The organism is Trichococcus flocculiformis (assembly GCF_963662535.1).
Taxonomy (GTDB): Bacteria; Bacillota; Bacilli; order Lactobacillales; family Aerococcaceae; genus Trichococcus; species Trichococcus flocculiformis.
In genome coordinates, this window is the sequence record NZ_OY759718.1 from 620,405 (window position 1) to 639,872 (window position 19,468).

At 45.4% G+C, this 19,468-nt stretch carries 18 protein-coding genes; 14 read left to right on the top strand and 4 right to left on the bottom strand.

All coding sequences use genetic code 11. The annotated features are described in order from the left end of the window. The first annotated feature begins 2 nt into the window (after window positions 1–2). The 5 genes from ACKPCD_RS03210 to ACKPCD_RS03230 all read left to right on the top strand — a co-directional run bounded on the left by ACKPCD_RS03210 (window position 3) and on the right by ACKPCD_RS03230 (window position 5,570). Complete coding sequence (locus tag ACKPCD_RS03210; protein ID WP_321434532.1) at window positions 3–836, top strand: PTS system mannose/fructose/sorbose family transporter subunit IID; 834 nt, start codon at window positions 3–5, stop codon at window positions 834–836. 259 nt (window positions 837–1,095) lie between these two features. Continuing rightward, a complete protein-coding gene (locus tag ACKPCD_RS03215; protein ID WP_321433978.1) occupies window positions 1,096–2,358 on the top strand; it encodes a CdaR family transcriptional regulator in 1,263 nt (420 codons plus the stop codon). A 126-nt stretch (window positions 2,359–2,484) separates the two neighbouring features. Further along, a complete protein-coding gene (locus tag ACKPCD_RS03220) occupies window positions 2,485–3,750 on the top strand; it encodes a GntP family permease (RefSeq protein WP_272162564.1) in 1,266 nt (421 codons plus the stop codon). A gap of 97 nt (window positions 3,751–3,847) precedes the next feature. Next, window positions 3,848–4,990: a glycerate kinase gene (locus ACKPCD_RS03225; RefSeq protein ID WP_321433979.1), complete on the top strand. Its 1,143-nt coding sequence runs from the start codon at window positions 3,848–3,850 to the stop codon at window positions 4,988–4,990. 211 nt (window positions 4,991–5,201) lie between these two features. Then, on the top strand, window positions 5,202–5,570 hold the full coding sequence (locus ACKPCD_RS03230; RefSeq protein WP_272162562.1) for a YccF domain-containing protein: 369 nt from the start codon (window positions 5,202–5,204) through the stop codon (window positions 5,568–5,570). Between the two features lie 123 nt (window positions 5,571–5,693). Here the strand turns inward: ACKPCD_RS03230 and ACKPCD_RS03235 are convergent, their stop codons facing one another. Then, on the bottom strand, window positions 5,694–6,563 hold the full coding sequence (locus tag ACKPCD_RS03235; protein WP_321433980.1) for an SDR family oxidoreductase: 870 nt from the start codon (window positions 6,561–6,563) through the stop codon (window positions 5,694–5,696). Between the two features lie 136 nt (window positions 6,564–6,699). Here ACKPCD_RS03235 and ACKPCD_RS03240 point away from each other — a divergent pair, with 136 nt between their 5' ends. After that, window positions 6,700–7,050 carry a winged helix-turn-helix transcriptional regulator gene (locus tag ACKPCD_RS03240; protein WP_321433981.1) on the top strand — a complete coding sequence of 117 codons (351 nt, stop codon included), beginning with the start codon at window positions 6,700–6,702 and terminating at the stop codon, window positions 7,048–7,050. Between the two features lie 342 nt (window positions 7,051–7,392). Then, window positions 7,393–8,325: an alpha/beta hydrolase gene (locus ACKPCD_RS03245; protein WP_321433982.1), complete on the top strand. Its 933-nt coding sequence runs from the start codon at window positions 7,393–7,395 to the stop codon at window positions 8,323–8,325. 177 nt (window positions 8,326–8,502) lie between these two features. On the opposite strand, the gene ACKPCD_RS03250 is transcribed toward ACKPCD_RS03245, so the two are convergent. Then, window positions 8,503–9,072 (bottom strand): histidine phosphatase family protein, encoded by a 570-nt coding sequence (locus tag ACKPCD_RS03250; RefSeq protein WP_321433983.1) that lies wholly within the window; start codon window positions 9,070–9,072, stop codon window positions 8,503–8,505. A gap of 456 nt (window positions 9,073–9,528) precedes the next feature. On the opposite strand from ACKPCD_RS03250, the gene ACKPCD_RS03255 reads away from it, so the two are divergent. From ACKPCD_RS03255 to ACKPCD_RS03275, 5 genes are all read left to right on the top strand, one after another. After that, window positions 9,529–10,851 carry a purple acid phosphatase family protein gene (locus ACKPCD_RS03255; protein ID WP_321433984.1) on the top strand — a complete coding sequence of 441 codons (1,323 nt, stop codon included), beginning with the start codon at window positions 9,529–9,531 and terminating at the stop codon, window positions 10,849–10,851. 158 nt (window positions 10,852–11,009) lie between these two features. Beyond that, the gene (gene rpoN / locus ACKPCD_RS03260; protein ID WP_319995176.1) at window positions 11,010–12,305 is read left to right on the top strand and encodes an RNA polymerase factor sigma-54; all 1,296 of its coding nucleotides are present in this window, start codon (window positions 11,010–11,012) and stop codon (window positions 12,303–12,305) included. A 271-nt stretch (window positions 12,306–12,576) separates the two neighbouring features. Next, complete coding sequence (gene tnpA, locus ACKPCD_RS03265) at window positions 12,577–12,987, top strand: IS200/IS605 family transposase (RefSeq protein ID WP_321434533.1); 411 nt, start codon at window positions 12,577–12,579, stop codon at window positions 12,985–12,987. A 34-nt stretch (window positions 12,988–13,021) separates the two neighbouring features. Then, entirely contained in the window at window positions 13,022–14,536 is a 1,515-nt protein-coding gene (locus tag ACKPCD_RS03270) for a transposase (protein WP_321433985.1), read from the top strand. 221 nt (window positions 14,537–14,757) lie between these two features. Next, entirely contained in the window at window positions 14,758–15,987 is a 1,230-nt protein-coding gene (locus tag ACKPCD_RS03275; protein ID WP_321433986.1) for an NCS2 family permease, read from the top strand. A gap of 419 nt (window positions 15,988–16,406) precedes the next feature. Here ACKPCD_RS03275 and ACKPCD_RS03280 read toward each other — a convergent pair whose 3' ends face one another. Continuing rightward, a complete protein-coding gene (locus tag ACKPCD_RS03280; protein WP_321433987.1) occupies window positions 16,407–17,531 on the bottom strand; it encodes a plasmid pRiA4b ORF-3 family protein in 1,125 nt (374 codons plus the stop codon). A gap of 332 nt (window positions 17,532–17,863) precedes the next feature. Here ACKPCD_RS03280 and ACKPCD_RS03285 point away from each other — a divergent pair, with 332 nt between their 5' ends. Together ACKPCD_RS03285 and ACKPCD_RS03290 are read left to right on the top strand one after the other, a co-directional pair. Next, window positions 17,864–18,154, top strand: a complete 291-nt coding sequence (locus ACKPCD_RS03285; RefSeq protein ID WP_321433988.1) for a hypothetical protein — start codon at window positions 17,864–17,866, stop codon at window positions 18,152–18,154. 17 nt (window positions 18,155–18,171) lie between these two features. Next, entirely contained in the window at window positions 18,172–19,239 is a 1,068-nt protein-coding gene (locus ACKPCD_RS03290) for a hypothetical protein (RefSeq protein ID WP_321433989.1), read from the top strand. Window positions 19,240–19,252: 13 nt separating this feature from the next. Here ACKPCD_RS03290 and ACKPCD_RS03295 read toward each other — a convergent pair whose 3' ends face one another. Next, window positions 19,253–19,444, bottom strand: coding sequence for a hypothetical protein (locus ACKPCD_RS03295; RefSeq protein ID WP_143148235.1), 192 nt, complete (start codon window positions 19,442–19,444; stop codon window positions 19,253–19,255). Window positions 19,445–19,468: the final 24 nt, after the last annotated feature.

Below are 19,468 nucleotides of genomic sequence, written 5' to 3' on the forward strand. Positions count from 1 at the left end.
TGATGGCTAAGGAATTAAGCAAAAAAACATTAACGAAATCTTTCCACAATTGGTATTACGGAAACTTGACCTGTTTCTCCCAAGAACATATGCAAACATTTGGCTATCTATGTTCGATGCTGCCGATCGTTGAAGAACTCTATGATGAAAAAGAAGATCAAGCAAAATCGATGAAGACCTATACTGCCTTCTTCAATACGGAACCACAAATCGGTACAGTCGTAGTCGGTATTACAGCTGGGTTGGAAGTCGCTCGTGCCAACGGGGCAGCGGATGTCGATGATGAAACGATCAATGGTTTGCGTGCCGGTTTGATGGGACCTTTGGCGGGTATCGGTGACTCCCTGATCGTTGGAACGCTGATTCCGATTTTACTTGGTATCGCACTGGGCTTATCTACGGATGGCTCACCCTTAGGCGCAATTTTCTACATGATCGTGTGGAACCTGATTGCCTACTTCGGGATGAAATTCCTTTACTTCAAAGGCTATGAACTAGGCGGTAAAGCTGTTGATTTCTTAGTAGGACCACAAGGGTTGGCGTTACGTGAATCGATCACTTTATTAGGCGGAATGGTCATCGGGGCGGTTGCAGCTACTTGGGTAAGTGTCAAAACATCGTTCGCGTTGATTGGATCAGACGGAAACAGCATTTTGACGCTGCAAGACAAATTCGATTCCGTATACCCGGGATTATTGACGGCTTCCTTTGTAGTAGGCTGCTGGTATTTGCTGTCCAAAAAGAATATGTCACCGATCAAAGTCATGTTGATCTTGGTAGTCGTTGCCTTTGTCGGCGTTTTGGTTGGATTCTTCAACCCAGGATTGTCTTATTAGTATCTAGTAATATTGTCTTGGCTGACTGACCTTGATAAATTTAAAACGAAATATCCCCATAAGTCGCGTTGTATACGCGGTTATGGGGATTTTTTTTTAGTTTGGAAATAAACAGTTGAAACTTCTCGCATAAAAAACGATCTCAAAGCCTTGCTGCTGTAGTATCTGTAAGCGCAAAAAAGCATGAACCTTTTCGGTCGGGTATAATTGAGTCACAACGAAACAATTATTAACGCAGTTAAATTCAGTACTTAGTCTGATGAATGAACAAGGTCAATTGGCAACGGGTGGCTTGTATGTTTATGCCCCGATGAGCGTGAAAAGTTGTAAAGTGGTGTATATAAACATGCGTTGTCGAAGAGAATTGAGAGGGAGTGGAAATATGCATGCAACTTTAACATCAGAAATTTCTCAAAATATCGTAAATCGCACGATGAAAATACTTCCGTATAATGTGAATGTTATGGATAACGAAGGTAAAATCATAGGATCTGGGGACCCGAAAAGAATATCCATGAAACATGAAGTGGCGGTTGAAGTTATCCGCAAAAAGCAATCCATAGAGGTAAAATCAGAAGATGCTCTTCTATGGGGAGGCGTAAAGGAAGGTCTGAATTTACCGATTGTAATAGGGGATGAAATTGTAGGTGTAGTAGGGATTACAGGAAAATTAGATGAAATTAGAGGCTATGGCGAGTTAGTGAAAATGACAGCTGAAATGATTATTGAACAATCGATTCTTGAGAAAGAACTTCAACTTGATGAACGCATCAACCGAGAAGTTATCACACAATTGATAAATAAAGGGTATAAATATGACACCCTGTTCTATAAAAAAATCAAAATATTACAGTTAAACTTGAATGAACCAAGGGTGGCTATTGTAATCAAAGGCAATACCGATGAATTGAGATTATTAAGCCGCTTAACAGATATGCTGAAGGAATTAATTGAAGAACACGATTTATATACCACCCTGTTCACAGGAGAAATGGTGATACTAAAAAAAGTAAGTCTCAATGACGGGATTTGGAATGAAGAAAAAACATTGCAAGTTTTAAAAATTTGGTTAACGAAGTTAGACAGATTGGGATTGGAAATATCAATTTCCATTGGCAGTTTTTATAGTGAGCATAAAGAATGGTGGAAATCATACGAAGAAGCAAAAGACGCTCTAGTTGTTGGAGAAAAATTAAAAGTCACCCAAAGAATTTTTCAGTTTCGAGATGTTTCTATATATGTACTTTTATCAAAGATGATCCCTACTATAAAGGAAAATTCTATTTTCCGGGGTTATGATAAGCTGAAACTGAATGATAAGAACCTAGAATTACAAAATACATTGGATTCCTATATAAAAAATAGTGGTAACAGCAAGCAGACGGCTGCTGAATTGTATGTCCATCGTAATACTGTCCAATACCGATTGAGTAAAATTCATGAGATTACAGGAAAAAATCCTTTTTTTTATTCTGATTTATTTGAATTATATCTGTCATTGATTGTTGATAAATTAGATTAGATACAAAAAATGGAAAATTGCACAATAAATTCATTTGGGAGCGCTTCTCATTTGTGCTGTATGCTAATGCTTCCGGAAAGTGAAACGGTTACAATTTGTGTATTGAAATTTGGGGAGGAATTATTAATGGATGTGCAAGTAAGTGCTTTAGGAGCAATAGTGGGCTTGATAGTAGCTATTTTTTTGATTTTTAAAAAAGTTCCACCGGTATATGCATTATTTAGCGGAGCGCTGATCGGAGGGTTATTAGGCGGTGCTACTTTGGTAGAAACCGTCAGTTTGATGAATCAAGGAGCGCAAGGAATTGTCACTGCAGTTCTAAGAATACTATCTGCTGGTGTTCTGGCAGGAATACTAATAGAGTCAGGTGCAGCTTCATCTATTGCCCAAACAATCATAAAAAAATTAGGTCATTCAAAAGCTCTGTTTGCCTTAGCTTTAGCAACGATGTTGCTTACGGCAGTAGGTGTGTTTATTGACATAGCAGTTATTACTGTTGCTCCTATTGCAATGGCGATAGCCTATAAAACAAACATGTCAAGAACGGCTATTTTATTAGCAATGATTGGCGGAGGCAAGGCTGGGAATATTATTTCGCCAAATCCAAATACGATAGCAGTATCCGAAGCTTTTGGTGTACCTTTAACAAATGTTATGTTGGCGGGAGTCATTCCTGCTGTTTTCGCAGTGGTTGCCACTTATTTTATCGCTAAACGTTTAGTGTTGAAAGGAAGTTCCATTTCCGAAAAAGAATTATCGGAAGAAACGCAGTCAGTTCCTTCTTTTGGGAAAGCGATTGTGGCGCCTTTGGTAGCGATTGTTCTGTTGTCATTAAGGCCGATTGCCGGTATTGCAATTGACCCAATGATTGCATTGCCAGTCGGAGGAATAGCCGGAATAGTTGTGATGGGAAAATTTTCCTCAATCACAGCTTATACTATTTCGGGATTAAATAAGATGTCTGGAGTAGCTGTATTATTGTTAGGGACGGGGACACTGGCCGGAATAATCAGTAATTCGGCGTTGGGTGAGGTACTGATCAGCGGGATTGAAACAATGGGCTTGCCTGCCTATATGCTGGCTCCAATTTCAGGGATATTCATGTCAGCTGCAACAGCATCTACTACATCGGGAGCTGCCGTAGCAAGTAGTGTCTTTAGTCAAACACTTTTAAAAGCTGGTATCAGTAACATCGGAGGAGCAGCTATGGTTCATGCGGGAGCTACTGTATTGGATCATTTGCCGCACGGGAGTTTCTTCCATGCAACTGCGGGAAGTGTCACGATGGATTTTAGAGAAAGACTAAGATTAATTTCTTATGAGTCTCTTATAGGGTTGATCATTACTGTGATTTCTACACTTATTTTTGGAGTATTTAACTTATTTGGTTGATGAGATGAAAAAGATGGCCATTCATCAATAAGTAAAGCGAAGTATCTCACTGAGACGAAAACGATTTGGAGAAAGATAAAGGAGAGTGACTGATTACATGAAAATTGTTATCGCACCAGACTCATTTAAAGAAAGTTTGACAGCATTAGAAGCAGCTAATGCTATTGAAGAAGGATTTAAAAAGGTATTTCCTGATGCCGAATACTTAAAAGTTCCGATGGCCGATGGAGGCGAAGGAACGGTACAGTCTTTGGTCGATACAACAAATGGTAAAATTCAGACGCTCACTGTTCATGGCCCATTAGGAGAATTGGTAGAAGGATTTTACGGCATTTCAGGAGATGGGAAATTAGCCATTATTGAAATGGCGGCAGCTTCAGGTTTGGACTTGGTTAGCCCTTCAGAGCGAAATCCGTTGATCACATCCACATGGGGTACCGGGGAATTGATTCAAGATGCTATAAACAAAGGGGTAAAGGAAATTTTGATTGGCATAGGAGGCAGTGCGACCAATGATGGTGGTGCTGGAATGATTCAGTGCCTGGGCGGTAAACTCTTGGATAAAGAAGGGCAACAAATCGTTCCTGGTGGAGTCGGCTTGGCTGATTTAGTTTCGATCGATCTTTCCGAATTAAATCCCAAATTAAAAGAAGTTGAAATCAAAGTAGCTTGTGATGTGGATAATCCTTTTACCGGACCTAAAGGCGCTTCTTATATTTACGGGTTTCAAAAAGGCGGAACGGCTGAGCAAGTAGAACAACTCGATAAAAATCTGGCATATTTTGCCAGTTTGATTCGCCAGTATCTGAATAAGGACATTGAGTTTGTTGCTGGGGCAGGAGCAGCTGGCGGTTTAGGTGGTGCTTTGATGGCCTTTTTAGACGCTAAGCTGCAAAATGGCGGCGAGTTGGTAAGCGAATTGGTCGGTTTAGCAGAAAAGATTTGTGATGCCGATTTGGTGATAACGGGTGAAGGCGGAATAAACCACCAAACGATTTATGGGAAAACACCCATTTGTGTAGCTAAAATTGCTCAAAAATATCAAGTCCCAGTCATCGCTATTGCAGGAAGCTTGACTGGTAATTACGAGACAGTCTATGAACATGGAGTGACGGCAGTATTCAGCATTCTTTCTGAGCTCACTTCATTAGAGACAGCGTTGGAGATGGGATATGAGAATATAAGAAAAACAACACAGAATATTGCGTCAGTTATTCAATTAAGTCAGAGCAGGCTTTGAAAAATAAAATTAAACATCCGTAAAAAGTTCAATCGGCAGCTTATTCAAAAAGTTGCTGATTGGATTTTTTTTATTGCACTGACTTTTTCAAAATCTGCAGGTGGTACTGTTTTCGTTGAGTTTATGATTTCAGGCGGAAAATTCAGTACTTAGTCTGATGCCTTTGTACGCAACAGGGATTATAATGTAAGGGAAAGAGAGGGGAAAGGCCATGAATTTCTTAATGAATCTGATTTGGTTTGTGTTGGGTGGTTTCATCAGCTTCATTTCCTGGGTTGTGATCGGTGTTTTGTGGTGCCTAACGATAGTCGGGATCCCAATCGGTATGCAATGCTTCAAGTTCGCGGTGATGGCGGCTGTGCCGTTCGGTAGGGAAATCCGCATCAGCGAAAGCGGCACGTCTTTAGTGTTGAATATAATCTGGATGCTGTTGGGCGGCTTGGCATTGGCTGCTGAGGAAGTCATCCTGGGCATCGTCTTCTGTCTGACTATCGTAGGCATTCCGTTCGGGCTGCAGCACTTCAAACACGCCAAGCTGGCATTGTTTCCGTTTGGGGCGGAAATCTATCGGGTTGCATAACAGGCAATATCATTGTCGGATGAGTACGCTACCGAAGACTCTATTTTAAAAAGCAATGAGGCCCTTTATTTCCAGTCAATCACTGGGAATAAAGGACCTCATTTTTACGGTTCAATGCAATAATTAATTTTGCGTAATGCCATTTACGATTTGGCTCAAACCCTCATTGATCGGGGTTGCTGGACGGCCAAGGAGTTTTTCGAAATCATTGCTCTCAACATCCAGGGAGCCAACTCGAATGCTTCTTTGGATTTCAACAAGGATAGGGATGACGAAATCCGGCACCCCAGCAGCCTGCATAATATCAGCATAAGTAGCGTCATCAACCTGTTGGACAGTTATTTCTTTGCCCAATACACTTCCGAGGGCGGCTGCTATTTCTTCCTGAGTCAATACTTTGCCAGAAAGCTCGTAGATTGTATTTTCGTGCCCTTTACCGGAAAGTACAGCAGCCGCAGCCTCTGCATAATCTTGCTGAAGAGCCCAGCCCACCTTGCCGTTTTCTGCTGATGTGACCCATGGAGCTCCTGCCAGGACACCTTGAATTCCTGAAATTTCATTCTCCAAGTACCAGTTGTTGCGCAAGAAGGAGTAGGGAATCCCAGTTTTCAGAATTGCTTCTTCTGTGGCCTGATGCGTTGGGGCGAATAAGTTTTTGCTTTCTTTTGCATTCGCTAAACTGGTGTATGCGATGAAACCGACTCTGGCGTGCTCTGCCGCAGCCACTGCATTGGCGTGCTGGCGAATTCTTGTTTCATTATCCCCATCCGCGGAAACAAGCAATAAACGATCAACGCCTGCAAAAGCAGCATCCAGTGTTTCCGGGTGATCAAAATCCCCTTGGCGGACTTCCACGCCACGAGCCCTTAACGCTTCCGCTTTCTCTGGGTTACGAACACTGACAGCCAGTTGACTTGCCGGTACAGTCTTCAACAGCGTTTCTACAACCTTCGAGCCGAATTTTCCTGTTGCTCCCGTTACTAATAATTTCATATGGCATTTCTCCAATTCTTTTGTTTACTTATTTAATGTAAACTAATAGTATAGCAATAGACAGATTTTTGAAAGTAGGCACTTTTTTATGACCTAGTCATAAAAACAGTACCATTGTGGAAGAGAGGCGTTTATTATGGCAAGAAGTTGGTTCGGCGACCCCGCAGATGAACAATTGGAGGCGACGGTTTGTCCCATCACGCAAACGCAAGACATCATTGCGGGCAAATGGAAAATCATCATCCTGTGGAATCTGAGCACGCAGACGAGAAGGTTTAATGAGCTTCAACGGTTGTTGCCGAATATTTCGAAAGGGATATTGACAAGGCAATTGCGGGAATTGGAAGAAGACCAGATGGTTCACCGGGAAGTCTATAAGGAAGTTCCACCTAAAGTAGAGTATTCCTTGACGCCATTGGGAGAGAGCTTTATTCCGATACTGCAGAGTATGGGCGAGTGGAGCAAGAAAAATTTGGTGAGCAAGTAAAAAGTTGAAGTGATGGGGGAATCAGCCCCCTCTTTTAGTTTGGATAATTTGATAGGCTGATTGAACAACTGGCTGTAAAATAATTGATGGTCAAAGGTATCTGTTGACAGGTTCCTTTTTCTTGCGTAAGCTTTGATATATATTTCAGCTTAGGGAAGGAATATGGCTGAAAGGAGCGGATATGTGGAAGCGGTATCAGTTTGTTTGGATAGCGAAATCACACCGATACGGCGAAACTTCATTTTTTTACGAGGGCTAAACACACACGTATGGGTGACCGATCGCTAGCTCGCCGTTTTGTGGAAAAACTGGGAAAAGCAAAAAGTACAAGGAGGCAAAAATATGATTGTTGAAACGATAAAATTGTATCCGGAACGGGAAGACGTCACGCTGACGACTTATGTACTGCAGGATTCGCCTGAATTATTGGACGGCGCAACGCGTCCGGCCGTACTGATCTGCCCTGGCGGCGCCTATCTTTCCTGTTCGGATCGGGAAGCTGAGCCCGTGGCGATGCGGTTTGCGGCGATGGGCTATCATGCTTTTGTGCTGCGCTATTCTGTTTACTTGGATAAGCACGAACCTTACGAATCCATTTTCGAAGGAGTTGAAAGGCGCGAGCATACGGTCTTTCCGGCAGCGATCCGGGACATCGGCAAAGCTATGCTGACGATCCATAAGAACAGCGAAGCATGGTTGGTGGATATGGATCGGATCGCTTTGTGCGGCTTTTCGGCTGGTGCGCACAATGCCGCGATGTATTCGGTCTATTGGGACAAACCGATTCTGACCGATCATTACCAAGTGTCGGAAGAAAAACTTCGTCCCGCTGCTACGATTTTGGGCTATACGTTGAGCGATTATCTGTTCATGAAAGCGACCGAAAAGGATGAAATGGGCACCCTTCTGTTTGATGCCTCCGTAACGTCGCTGCTGGGAGAAGCGACCCCTAGCGATAAAACGCTGAAGGAAGTGAGCCCGGCGTTGTTGGTGACCGAAAAAACACCGCCTATGTTCCTGTGGGCCACCGCATCCGACGCACTTGTTCCGGTCGGGCACACGTTACGGATGGGGATGGCTCTTTCGGAGCGCGATATCCCGTTTGAGATGCACGTATTTGAAGAAGGTCCGCATGGATTGAGCCTTGCCACGCAGGCTACAGCCAACGCTAAAACGTTGATAGACCAAAATGCCGCCAAATGGATCGACCTGGCGGACGCCTGGCTGCTGAAACGCTTCAGTTTCGATTTGCAGGATAAAACCAAGTGGGATTAGGAAGTGTGCTGGCAAGATCCTGGGGGGGAAGATGAATAAGAGAAAATTACTCATCGTTTCGGCTTCTCAGGTAACCAATTAAATGTGGGAAAAGCGCAAAAAAGTTAAGGGAAGCCTCGTTATTTCGAGGCATTTCCTTAACTTTTCTTTTTTATCCAGATTTGTTTTCAAGGAACCTTAAAACCCATGCCGTTCGACTTCCAACAGCGCAAAAGTTTTCGCTTCTACGTCATACTCGTACTTGAAGACGCAACAGTTGGTGATGCCGTTCTTCACTACTTCATGCGGATCCTGCCATGCGCGCAGGAAGTGGATGCAGGCGCCGGCATGGGAAACGGCGAGTACGTTTTGATGATCATCCTGTTCCATGATTTCGGTGCAAGTACGGACCATCCGTTCCATTACCTGGTCGCCGGATTCGCCGCCGTACTGCACAAAAAAAGTGCTCTTGTCTTTGGGATTGAGATCTTCGCTCTCGCCTTCAAAAGTGCCGAAATGCATCTCCTTCAGTCCTTTCAGGCGTTTATAGGGCATCAATTCGTTCGTCACGATTTCCAGTGTATCACTGGCGCGCTCGGCAGTGGAGCTGTAGGCGTGGTCGAGATCGATATCATCAAAGTAGGCACTGGCGATTCCGGCTTGCTGGATGCCGAGCTCCGTCAGAGGCGAATCGCAGGCGCCCTGGATTTTTCTGCGGACATTGAAAAGCGTCTGGCCATGGCGCATCAAGTATAAGGTTTTTTTCATATGGAATCCTCCTGAATTGTGAAGCGTATGCATTATCATTATACTACTTGCTTCGGGTGATACGTCAACAACAATGAGGTTTGTCCTCCGGCGAACGAAGGCTACGCCGGAGGATGCTTCACATTATAAGTCTGTGCTCCGATTAGAATAGGCTTGCCGGAGAAGAACCTGCAAGGTACCGCTGTCCTCCGGTGGGGGAACTCTCGCCGGAGGAGCATTTTCAGCGCGCCCTCCGCAGGTAATCTGTCGTCCAAATCTTCCAGCTAAACGATTGGGATGGGCAGTTTCTTTAGCCTTATCAGGAGTTGAAGCGTTTTTTCTTCAGAAATCCGAACGACCAGGTATAGGTGACGTACGGCAGTGCAAGCATCGACAATGCTGATTAAGGCTTAGCATTGTATAATGGAAGCAAATCAACTTATTGTCAATGGCCCTATGACGTTTTGGAGGGGATCAATGATGTTAAACAGAAAATACAGGACTAAGATCCTGTTTGCAACGTTGCTTTTGACGGTTTTTGCAACCGGCTGTACGAATGAATCGACTACAGAAACCATAGTCGGAGATTCGGCTTCAGCCACTAAAGATCCGACAAAATTGGACGCATTCTATATTGCTTTTTCCCCCGGTTCAGACGAAACGGAGCGGACATTCAGCTGGCATACTCCGAAAACGAACAAAGAAGGTTTCGTTGAGTTGCGTTTGTTGGATGAGGAAGGCAATGTTCTATCGACTGAAATTTTTGAAGCGACGGTTGCGGATACGCAGAGCGGTTATTCTACGCACGAAGCGTCCGTTTCCGGTCTGGAACCAAACCAATTCTACACCTACCGCTTCGGGGACGGCTATCGAGCCTGGTCGGAATCCTACTCTTTTCGGACCCAAGAAGCTTGGGACGGGGCATTCAATTTACTTTTCTTCGGCGATCCGCAGATTGGGGCCGGCGACGGCACGCAGATCGATGCGGATGGATGGGACAAGACAGTGACGGTTGCGACGGAGATGTTTCCTGATACGGATTTCCTTGTATCGGCGGGTGATCAGGTGAATATCGCCAACAATTTGAACCAATATGACGGCTACTTCTTTCCGGAAGAACTGACCTTCTATCCGATCATGACCCTAATCGGCAACCATGATTACACGCCTTTTGCCGATTATTTCAATCCGCCCAACGAGACGGGGCTGGGCGCGGATGATGCCGGCAGTGACTTTTATTTTACCTATGGGAACACGCTGTTTATCGCCTTGAACACCCAAAGAAACAATATCGAAGAGCATCGGGAAGCAATGGAATTGGCTGTAGCGGAAAATCCGGAGGCTACGCATCGAATTGTGCTGATGCATAAATCCATCTACAGCAGTGCCGATCATGCGCGCGATGAGGATGTGTTGGCTTTCCGGGACGGATTGGTACCGGTCTTCGATGAACTTGATATCGATGTGGCTTTGATGGGGCATGACCATGTCTATGTGCGAACCTATCAGATGAAAGGCGATGCGGTCGTTGAGGAAATCGCCTACGATGAGGCAGGCGCCGCTGTCGATCCGGAAGGCACACTGTATTTGACCGGTAACTCAGCTTCTGACTCCAAATATTACGACATGCAGGATTTCTCCGTCTATGAACGCTATGCCGCCGTTGCGCTGCAGTTGGAGGAACCGACTTTTATGAATGTCGAAGTGACCGACGATTCCCTAACTTTCACAACCTATAAAACCGCCGATCAGTCGGTTGTGGATGCTTACAGCATTGTGAAGGTGGATTCGGGGGAATGAAAGAGAAAAGCTGGATAGTCTTTTCGTTGCCTTCGGATGAGCTTTCTCGAGGGTAACGTTTTTTTTGCGCCAAAATAAAGCCATTTTTTACCGAAAAATGTTATAGTGTCAGTGCATGCATCATCGAACTAGAGTTGAATCAGAAAAGAGGAATATGTGTGAACTTAAGCCAAAACCAAAATCTTACCCAAACGCAGACACAAAAGCAAACGCTTTCCCAAACGATGCTGCAAGGAATCCATATACTTCAGTTAGGAAATCTCGAACTGCACGATTATCTGAATCAGAAGGTTTTGGATAATCCGTTTCTGCAGATGAAAGTAAGGGAGTCGCGGGTTTCCAGAAGCGGCAGTCAAGCCAATGATTTGAGTTGGATACCTGACCGTAAACAATCCCTTTATGAATATATTACGGAGCAAGTTATGCTGACTTATCGGGATACCTACCTCCGCACCTTGATTGTTTGGTGGATTAACCAATTGAACGATAAGGGGTATGTCATCAAAAGCATCGAAGAAGCTGCTGCTGAAACGAAGGCCACCCCGATCCAAATGATGGATGCCTTGACACTGCTGCAGCAACTCGATCCGCCTGGCATCGGGGCGCGTAACCTGCAGGAGTGTCTGATGCTGCAGACGGAACGGCGGGAGGATGCACCCGATATCGCTTATATCGTGTTGGAAGAGTCATTTGATGATTTGATCAACAGAAAATGGGGCGCCATTTCTAAAAGATATGCGGTAACATTAGAAAATATCCAATCCGTTTTCGATTTTGTCCAGCATCTGAATCCTTCTCCCGGGTCAGCATTCCAAGCCGACGAGCAAATCTCGATCAGACCGGATATCATTGTCACCATCAAGGATGCACAACTTCAGATAAACGAAGCCCGCTACGGCGTGCCGATCCTTTCCTTCAATAAAGCCTACGCAGAGGAACTGGAGCAAATGAAGGACAAGGAAGTCGTTAAGTATGTCAGGGAAAAAAAGAAAGAGTACGAATCGCTGCAGGAAAATTTGTCGCTCCGCAGTGAAACGATTTTGCGCGTGAGTACGGCAATCGTGCACAGACAGGCAGCTTTTTTCTTTGATGAAGCGCATCCGCTTGTTCCACTGCAATTAACAGATCTCGCCGAGGAATTGAATCTGCACGAATCCACCATCAGTCGCGCAATAAACGACACGTATGTCCAAACAGATTCGGGTCTCTATGAACTGAAGTACTTCTTGTCCCGGAAAGCCAAATCGGGAAATGAAGACGCCATCTCCACAACGTCGGTCCAACAGATGATCCAAAAACTGATTGAGGAAGAGGACAAGCACAAACCGCTGTCCGATCAGAAAATAGTCGATCTGTTGGTCCAAGAGAAAATCGATATCTCGAGGCGGACAGTGGCCAAGTACAGGACGGAGCTCAACATCCCAGCCACTTCGAAGAGGAAACGGTTCGATTGAATTGTAGCAAGCAACAGAAAGGAAGGGAATTGTGAAAAGTAAAAGACTACATTTGATTGTTTTGGACTCTGTTGGAATTGGAGTGGCTCCCGATGCGGCAGCTTGCCCGGATGCGAGCGTGAGATGATGGAACTATTGCAAGAACTCTTTCATGTGAAAGAGAAAGGGAGTTCTTTACCGAAAGAGCGTCGTAAAGCCCCTTGCTTTAGCTATGGGGATATAAGACGTGCACTTAGTTGTGTTATGTGGTGATTCGTTGCATAATCAATATATGGAAAATAAAAAATATAAATCAAATAATAACATCGTTTATTCTTGTACCTACCATGTTGTCTGGTGTCCAAAATATCGGCGAAAGGTCCTTGTCGGACCAGTAGCGGTACGCTTAAAGGAGCTCATTGTAGAGATGTGCACCGGTCTATCCGTCGAAATTCAGGAAATGGAGATCATGCAAGACCACGTTCACCTCCTATTGGATATAGATCCACAATTCGGGGTTCACAAAGCAGTCAAACGCATCAAGGGAGTTTCTTCCCGCGTGCTGAGACAGGAGTTTAAGGAACTGACGACGAAGCTACCCACGCTTTGGTCGAATAGCTATTTCGTTTCCACAGTGGGTGGGGCACCGCTTGAAATGATTCAGCAATACATCCAAAGCCAAAAGACCTCACAACGCCAGTAAATGCAAAGCAATCATCAAGAAAGGAGGAACACGTATGGCTAAAAGCAAAACAGCTTCATTCGTCGTAGAGCTGGGACTTGTTACACATCAAAATGAACAAGCAGTGCTGGATAAGCGTTTCAAAATTGCTGAAAAATTGTATAACAAGGTCTTGTACCATGCGCGGACGCAGCTAACAGAGTTGTATAAGAACCGTCGATACCGAGACGTGCTGGCAGAACGCCGCTTGTCCATCAAAGCAAACGACAAGATTCGTGTGATGGCGTGCAACAAGGAATTGCAAACGATCCAAAAGACCTTCGGTATGACGGAATACGCTTTGCATGCTTACATCGGACGGATGCGCGAGGCGTACAAGAAGCATATCGACAGCTTCACCGCACAAAAAATCGCTTCTGCGGTCTGGACAAGTGTGTCCTCCCTTCTGTATGGCAAAGGCAAAAAGGTACGTTTCAAAAAGTTCGGCCAGCTGGAATCATTGGAGGGCAAGTCGAACGCTACAGGCATGCGCTTCAAAGGCGACCGTTTGGAGTGGAACGGGCTGATTCTGCCCGTCACTATCCGTACCAACGACCTATTTGTTCAGGAATCCCTTTCCTTGCACCGGGTGAAATATTGCCGCATCGTACGCAAGGCGTTCAAGGGCGGTAATCAGTACTTCTTGCAACTGGTGCTGGAAGGTAACCCGCCAGTGAAACGCAACAATAATACGGGGATGCCCCGCCGACAACCCGCTCCGAATGCGGAAGTGGGCATCGACATCGGCACCTCTACGGTGGCGGTGGCAGGTGATGACGGCGTCATCTTGAAGGAATTATTTCCAGAAGGAGCGTCCTATGACCACGCGATTCATCTGTTGCAACGAAAACTGGACCGGAGTCGCCGCGCAACCAACCCCGCCAACTTTAATGTCGACGGCACCGTCAAGCGGGGTGTCAAGTTGACCTGGGTACGGAGCAAGAACTACATGAAAATAATGTTTCGCTTGAAGGACCGCTACCGCCGTCGGGCGGTGGCATTAAAAGAAGCCCACAACAAAACCGCCAATGCCATCCTGGCACTGGGGAATCAGGTTTATGTGGAGGACATGGCTTTCCGTGCATTGATGAAGCGGGCTAAAGAAACGACCGTCAACAAGAACGGGCGGTTCAACCGCAAGAAACGCTATGGCAAGTCCATCGGCTATCATGCGCCGGCCATGTTGGTCGGCATCGTGAAGCAAAAAGCACCCCAAGAAGGGGGTGCGCTGTACGAGGTGGATACCTTTAAATTTCGTGCCAGCCAGTATAACCACGTAAACGATACGTATATCAAAAAGACACGTGATGAACGTACGACCTTTGTTGCCGGGCAGCTTGTCCAACGGGATCTGTACAGTGCGTTCCTCCTGAAAAACAGCCAACCGACACGCAACGAGACTGACCGCACAAAATGTAGCGCGACGTTTGATACCTTCATGGCGCACCACGACACCTGCATACAGACGCTCTGCCAATCAACCGGACGCCAGTCCTGCAATTTCGGACTGCGAGATTTTCAATTAGCTTAACAAATGGATAGAGCAACCAAAAGGTTCAGCTGTGAGCCTTCAACGCGAATGGTGCCATCGGGCGCCTTGTTGAGAAAGTCTAAGGGCTTTTGGGAATAGAACGGAAATAGAAAAACGACATCTCCACTTTTTTGGAAATATCGCCAGTACAGTCCGTGACGTCCCAACAGCCCTTGGAACCCCCTGGATTTATCCATGGGGAGCAGTCAGGGACCGAACTGTTGGCGAGTGCGACTTCCTTTTTCTCTATTGTGTATATTGTGGCCGTCAATGCGTTGATTTTGTCTCAAGCCGGTATGGATTATAATTCGGTTGTGATTGCGACGATACTGACAACGGCCGTCAGTAACATTCTGATGGGCCTGTATGCCAATTCACCCTTGATACTTGCCCCAGGGATGAGCGACAATGCGTTCTTTACCTATATCTTGGTCGGTGCCTTTGCTTTTACTTGGCAACAAAGTTTATCGATTATCTTTATCGTCGGGCTGCTCTTTTTTCTGTTGACGCATTTCAACGTGGTAGATCAACTCCTTCGCTCCATCCCGGTGACTTTGATCAAAGGGATGAGCGCGGGAGTCGGCTTCTTCCTGATATTTCTTGGCCTGAAGAACGGCGGCATCATCGTATCCTCAGAGGGTACAATCGTGGCACTGAACAATATTTTTCAACCAGTGCCGTTGACGCTCTTGGCAACGCTGCTGGTCGGGCTGATCCTGTTCGTCAAAAATGTAAAAGGCAATTTTTTATTAACGATTATTTTCGGTGTTCTCATTTCCATTGCTTTAGGGGTAACGGACATCAGCTCATTTTCCTATTCCTTTATCGATCTGGGTTCTTTAGAGCCGTTTGTCTTCCAACTTGATTTTTCCGGTGTTCTGTTGATGGACTATTGGGTAGCCGTATTTTCGCTCTTAATTTTGGTCGTTTTTCAGAATTTAGGGACGCAGGTCAGTTTTTTGACATCTGAACAGCCTAAAGTGCTGAAAAGAACACTTAAATCAAATGCATTATCAGTGATGCTTGCCGGTTTGCTGGGATGTAGTTCCACCTGTACGAGTGCGGAAGGCGCTACAGGTATCGCTGTAGGAGGAAGGAGCGGATTGACATCCTTCATGGTGGGCGTTTATTTCCTGTTCACCATCGCGTTGATTCCCTTCATTGCCCTTATCCCGCTGGCGGTCATCTCGGCTTTGCTCATCATTGTAGGGTCCTTGTTAGCGGCCAACAATCTGAAGGGCATCAATTTTGATGATTTCACGGAATATTTTCCGGCTATCCTGATGGTGCTGATGATGGTGTTGACGTTTAATATCGCGGATGGTATCGGCTGGGGGTTTATCCTGTATACGTTCATCAAAGTGTTTTCGGGTGATCGACAAGCGGTATCAAAAATGATGTACGGATTGACGGGTATCTTTATTCTGTATTTCGTTTTGAAACTTATTTGAAAAAGGCAAAAAGCTGGTCTCTTTTGGAGATCGGCTTTTTGCTTTTTGATCGAGACGCAGGGGTGCGGGTCTTAGCTTATGCGGAGTGAATCGCTGTGCTCACCGATTCATCACCGATAAAAAACTGTACAGGAGGGTGAGATTGTCGAATAGTGGACGGCTATTCGACTAATTAACCTCAGCGTAAGGTGAAATTGTCGAATAGGTGAAATCATTCGACAATTTGATCACAGCATGGAACGGAATTGTCGGATGTTGCAGTAGCATTCGTCAATTCACCCAAAACGAAGGACGAAATCACAAAAAAAGCTGATTGCATATCCGCAATCAGCTTTTTTCTGTGGAAGTTCTCCTCCATAACTAGACGAGATCCTCGAATGTAGGGGGTCTATTCGGGAAAACGGCCTCGCCACAGTTTGTTACTTTGTCTTCCGAGATATTTTTTTCTTATGCATCCTCCGTTCCAGTTCCCCATTCACATCCGCGATGATCCCTTTAGCATCGCTGTTGAGGAGGCTGAGACTTCCGGTGATGACTTCATAACGACTGTCTTCGTAAGGGGCATCGTTTTTGGCGGCCGTGCAGATCGGATAGGTCGTTCCTTCTGCGGGCTCGAGAATTTTTTCGAGGACAATCTTATGTTGCCAATCATCGCCGAAGTCATAGGTGTAACGCGCCTGATCCTTCTCCACCAGAAAATGATCATGCAGACGCTCCTCTGTTTCGGAGAGGTAGGTCTGTTCATCATCAAAAAAGAGACTGTCGAAGGGGGATGAGGCTTCTTCATCAGATTCGATGACGACGTTTTTCTGGCGGATGCCGTTCGATTTCTGGATCCTGAATTCGTGCAGATGGTCATCCTGCCAATCGAACAGGATCTGGATGATTTTGTGCAACTCCAGGAAAGTGCTGGAGCTGTTGACCTGCACCTTCCGCCAGACCGGGCCTCTGACGTTTTCAAGCGTGATCTTGAAGGAGTAGATTTGTGGCTGCTTAGGTGCGGCTGGCTTTTTCGATTTTCGGGAGGATGGATTCAATAGCTGTGTTAATTCTTCCATCTGCCCTTTTATAATGTCATAGCTATCTCCGCGTTCGGGAGACCGTTCAATGAGTTGGTTGAGCTCTGCCAAGATAGCCTCTGCGGGAGTTAATGTTTTTCTGAAAGTGACTGTGTATTCATCTGGAATATCCTGAACGGAAATGTACGTTGCCGCGTCACCGGGTTTCTTGAAGTAGTCCTTGAGGGGTGTGCCATTTTCATAGAATCTTTCATCGAAAAGCGAGGTATTCTCAGAGTCTTCGTTGTAAACAAAGGGATCTTCAGACACTTGGTCAGAGGCAGGTTGCGGCTGAATCGAGACGCCGGACTGCTTTTTTCCGTTGGAACGTATGATTTGGAAAGAATGATTTTTGGGAGCCTCTTCCTGGAGGACTTCCAAAATATCTTGATACAGTTGCTCGAATGTGGAATTGTCCTCAATCCGGATTGTGTGAGAAATCGGTTCGGTCAGCAGATTTTTTTCTATCGTCATTTCGTAAATCACGTAAGAGCCTCCTTGGCAAAAATAATTGCCGCAATTTGGGTGTTAGTATCCCTATCATAACCAATAATGGGGTTGGGAAGCAACCTGATATTTTGCGGATGAGCATACCAGAAAATAGTTATATCAGTATAAAAAGTTGCCGTTTAAGCGGCCGTATCAAGGGGCATGAAAGTCAATTTTGTGAAATATTGACGACGAATTCACAAAATTGTTTCAGTGTGTGTCTAGGTGTATGATAGGTATAACGAAAGGTTGCAATCGTTTCGTATACCCATTTGTTTTTTGAGCACTGTCCCTTCGGATTTGTCATTCAGAGGAATGGAGTGTTGAAAATGACCAGAAAAAAAGATCAGAGAATGGTCCAAAGCAAGTTCATCTGCCAAGAATGCGGAGCGCAGATGGTGCTTTACCGCAAAAGAGCAGAGCAGCGTAAATTGGGGCACGTCAAACATATGTATTGCCCGAGTTGCAAGGAAACAAGGGCCTTCACGGAAATCAAGGATTGGGACCGGAGTGTTGTTTTTTGGGAAGATTATCAAAATGCGCTATTGACCGAAGCGGAAACGGACGAACTCTGGGATTCACTCTGGACGCGCAGTTCCGAATCATTGTTACATGGTTGAAAGGGAGGCGGACAATAATGGATGAAGACAATATTTTTGAGAGTCATGAATTTGAGGCAAAAGCTGATTTTGAAATGAACTGGGAAGACTTGTTGGAAGAACTGAGCGATTATGAAATACCTGAAGAGAGATTGAGTGAATTGGCTGCTCAGGATGGTGGCTTTCCGTTCCTGGAACTGCATTTCCAAGAACTGCGCTATCTGAATTTGATGGATGAACAGCTCTATGTCGGAGAAAACGAATCTGCAGAATTCTACACAAGCATGGCGAACACATACGGCACCAGGGTAATCGATGGGATCGAATATGCCCTCATGGATGACTTCGCCTATCATTATTTTCATGAAATGATGACGGTTGAAGCGGTGGACCGCCAAGGCAGGCAGTTCGTCATGGTCTACGGCATGCCCGATAACTGGGAGGAAATTGAGAAATATGTAGAGGAAAAGGTCTGGGATCCCAGTGAGGAGGATGAAGTGGCGGCAGCTGATGGAACCGAGACGTGGGAACACCCGGATATGGTCATCAGCATGATCGATTTCCGCAACGAAATCATCAATCGGGCAGCGCTTGAGTTGCGAAAAAATGGCTTCCCATTGGACCTGAATTTCCAGTCCAAACGGATGTTCATGGACGATGTGCTCATATCGAGGGCGATCACACTTCAGATGCCGGGCATAATCGCGGCTTTTGAAAAGATCTCCGCAAACTTCAGTGATGTCGACCACATTGGGTTTTCGATGGATGAGAAAAGGATCCGCATTTTTTACGCCGACACGGACGAAACAATCGACCATATGCTTTCGGCTTGCGGAAAGATAGCGCACGGATCGGCAAAAAAGACCGGAATCGGTGAGGTTTTTTATGATACTTTCTTGGATCGGGTCGAACGCGCATTGTTCGAACTGATCTTCCTTGTCAACAAACCGACAGATGAGTTGGCTTTCGTGAGTGGGGTCGCGAGGCAACGATTGGATGCTATCCGGGCAGGTGAACTGGAGTTGGGGGAACTGACCTTGGACCAGGTCAACCGGTTGATGCTCAGCTTTCCGGAACTGTTGAATTTGGAATGGCTGTTCGTTTAAGAAAGTGAGGTTGTTAACGCTCAATCAATCCCCTTAGAGCTTCGTCGTATTCAGCCATGGATTCAATCACACATGCTAAAAATGTTTCCGAATCATTCGTTTTCTGATTTTGTTGTCGGGAAAGAAGGGTGCTTCGCGCATCTGATGAGAGTCGAATGATCCTGGCGGATGCTCTTTTGGCTGAGAACCGATTTATCTTTTTCATACTGTTCACGCCTTTCGAAGAAAT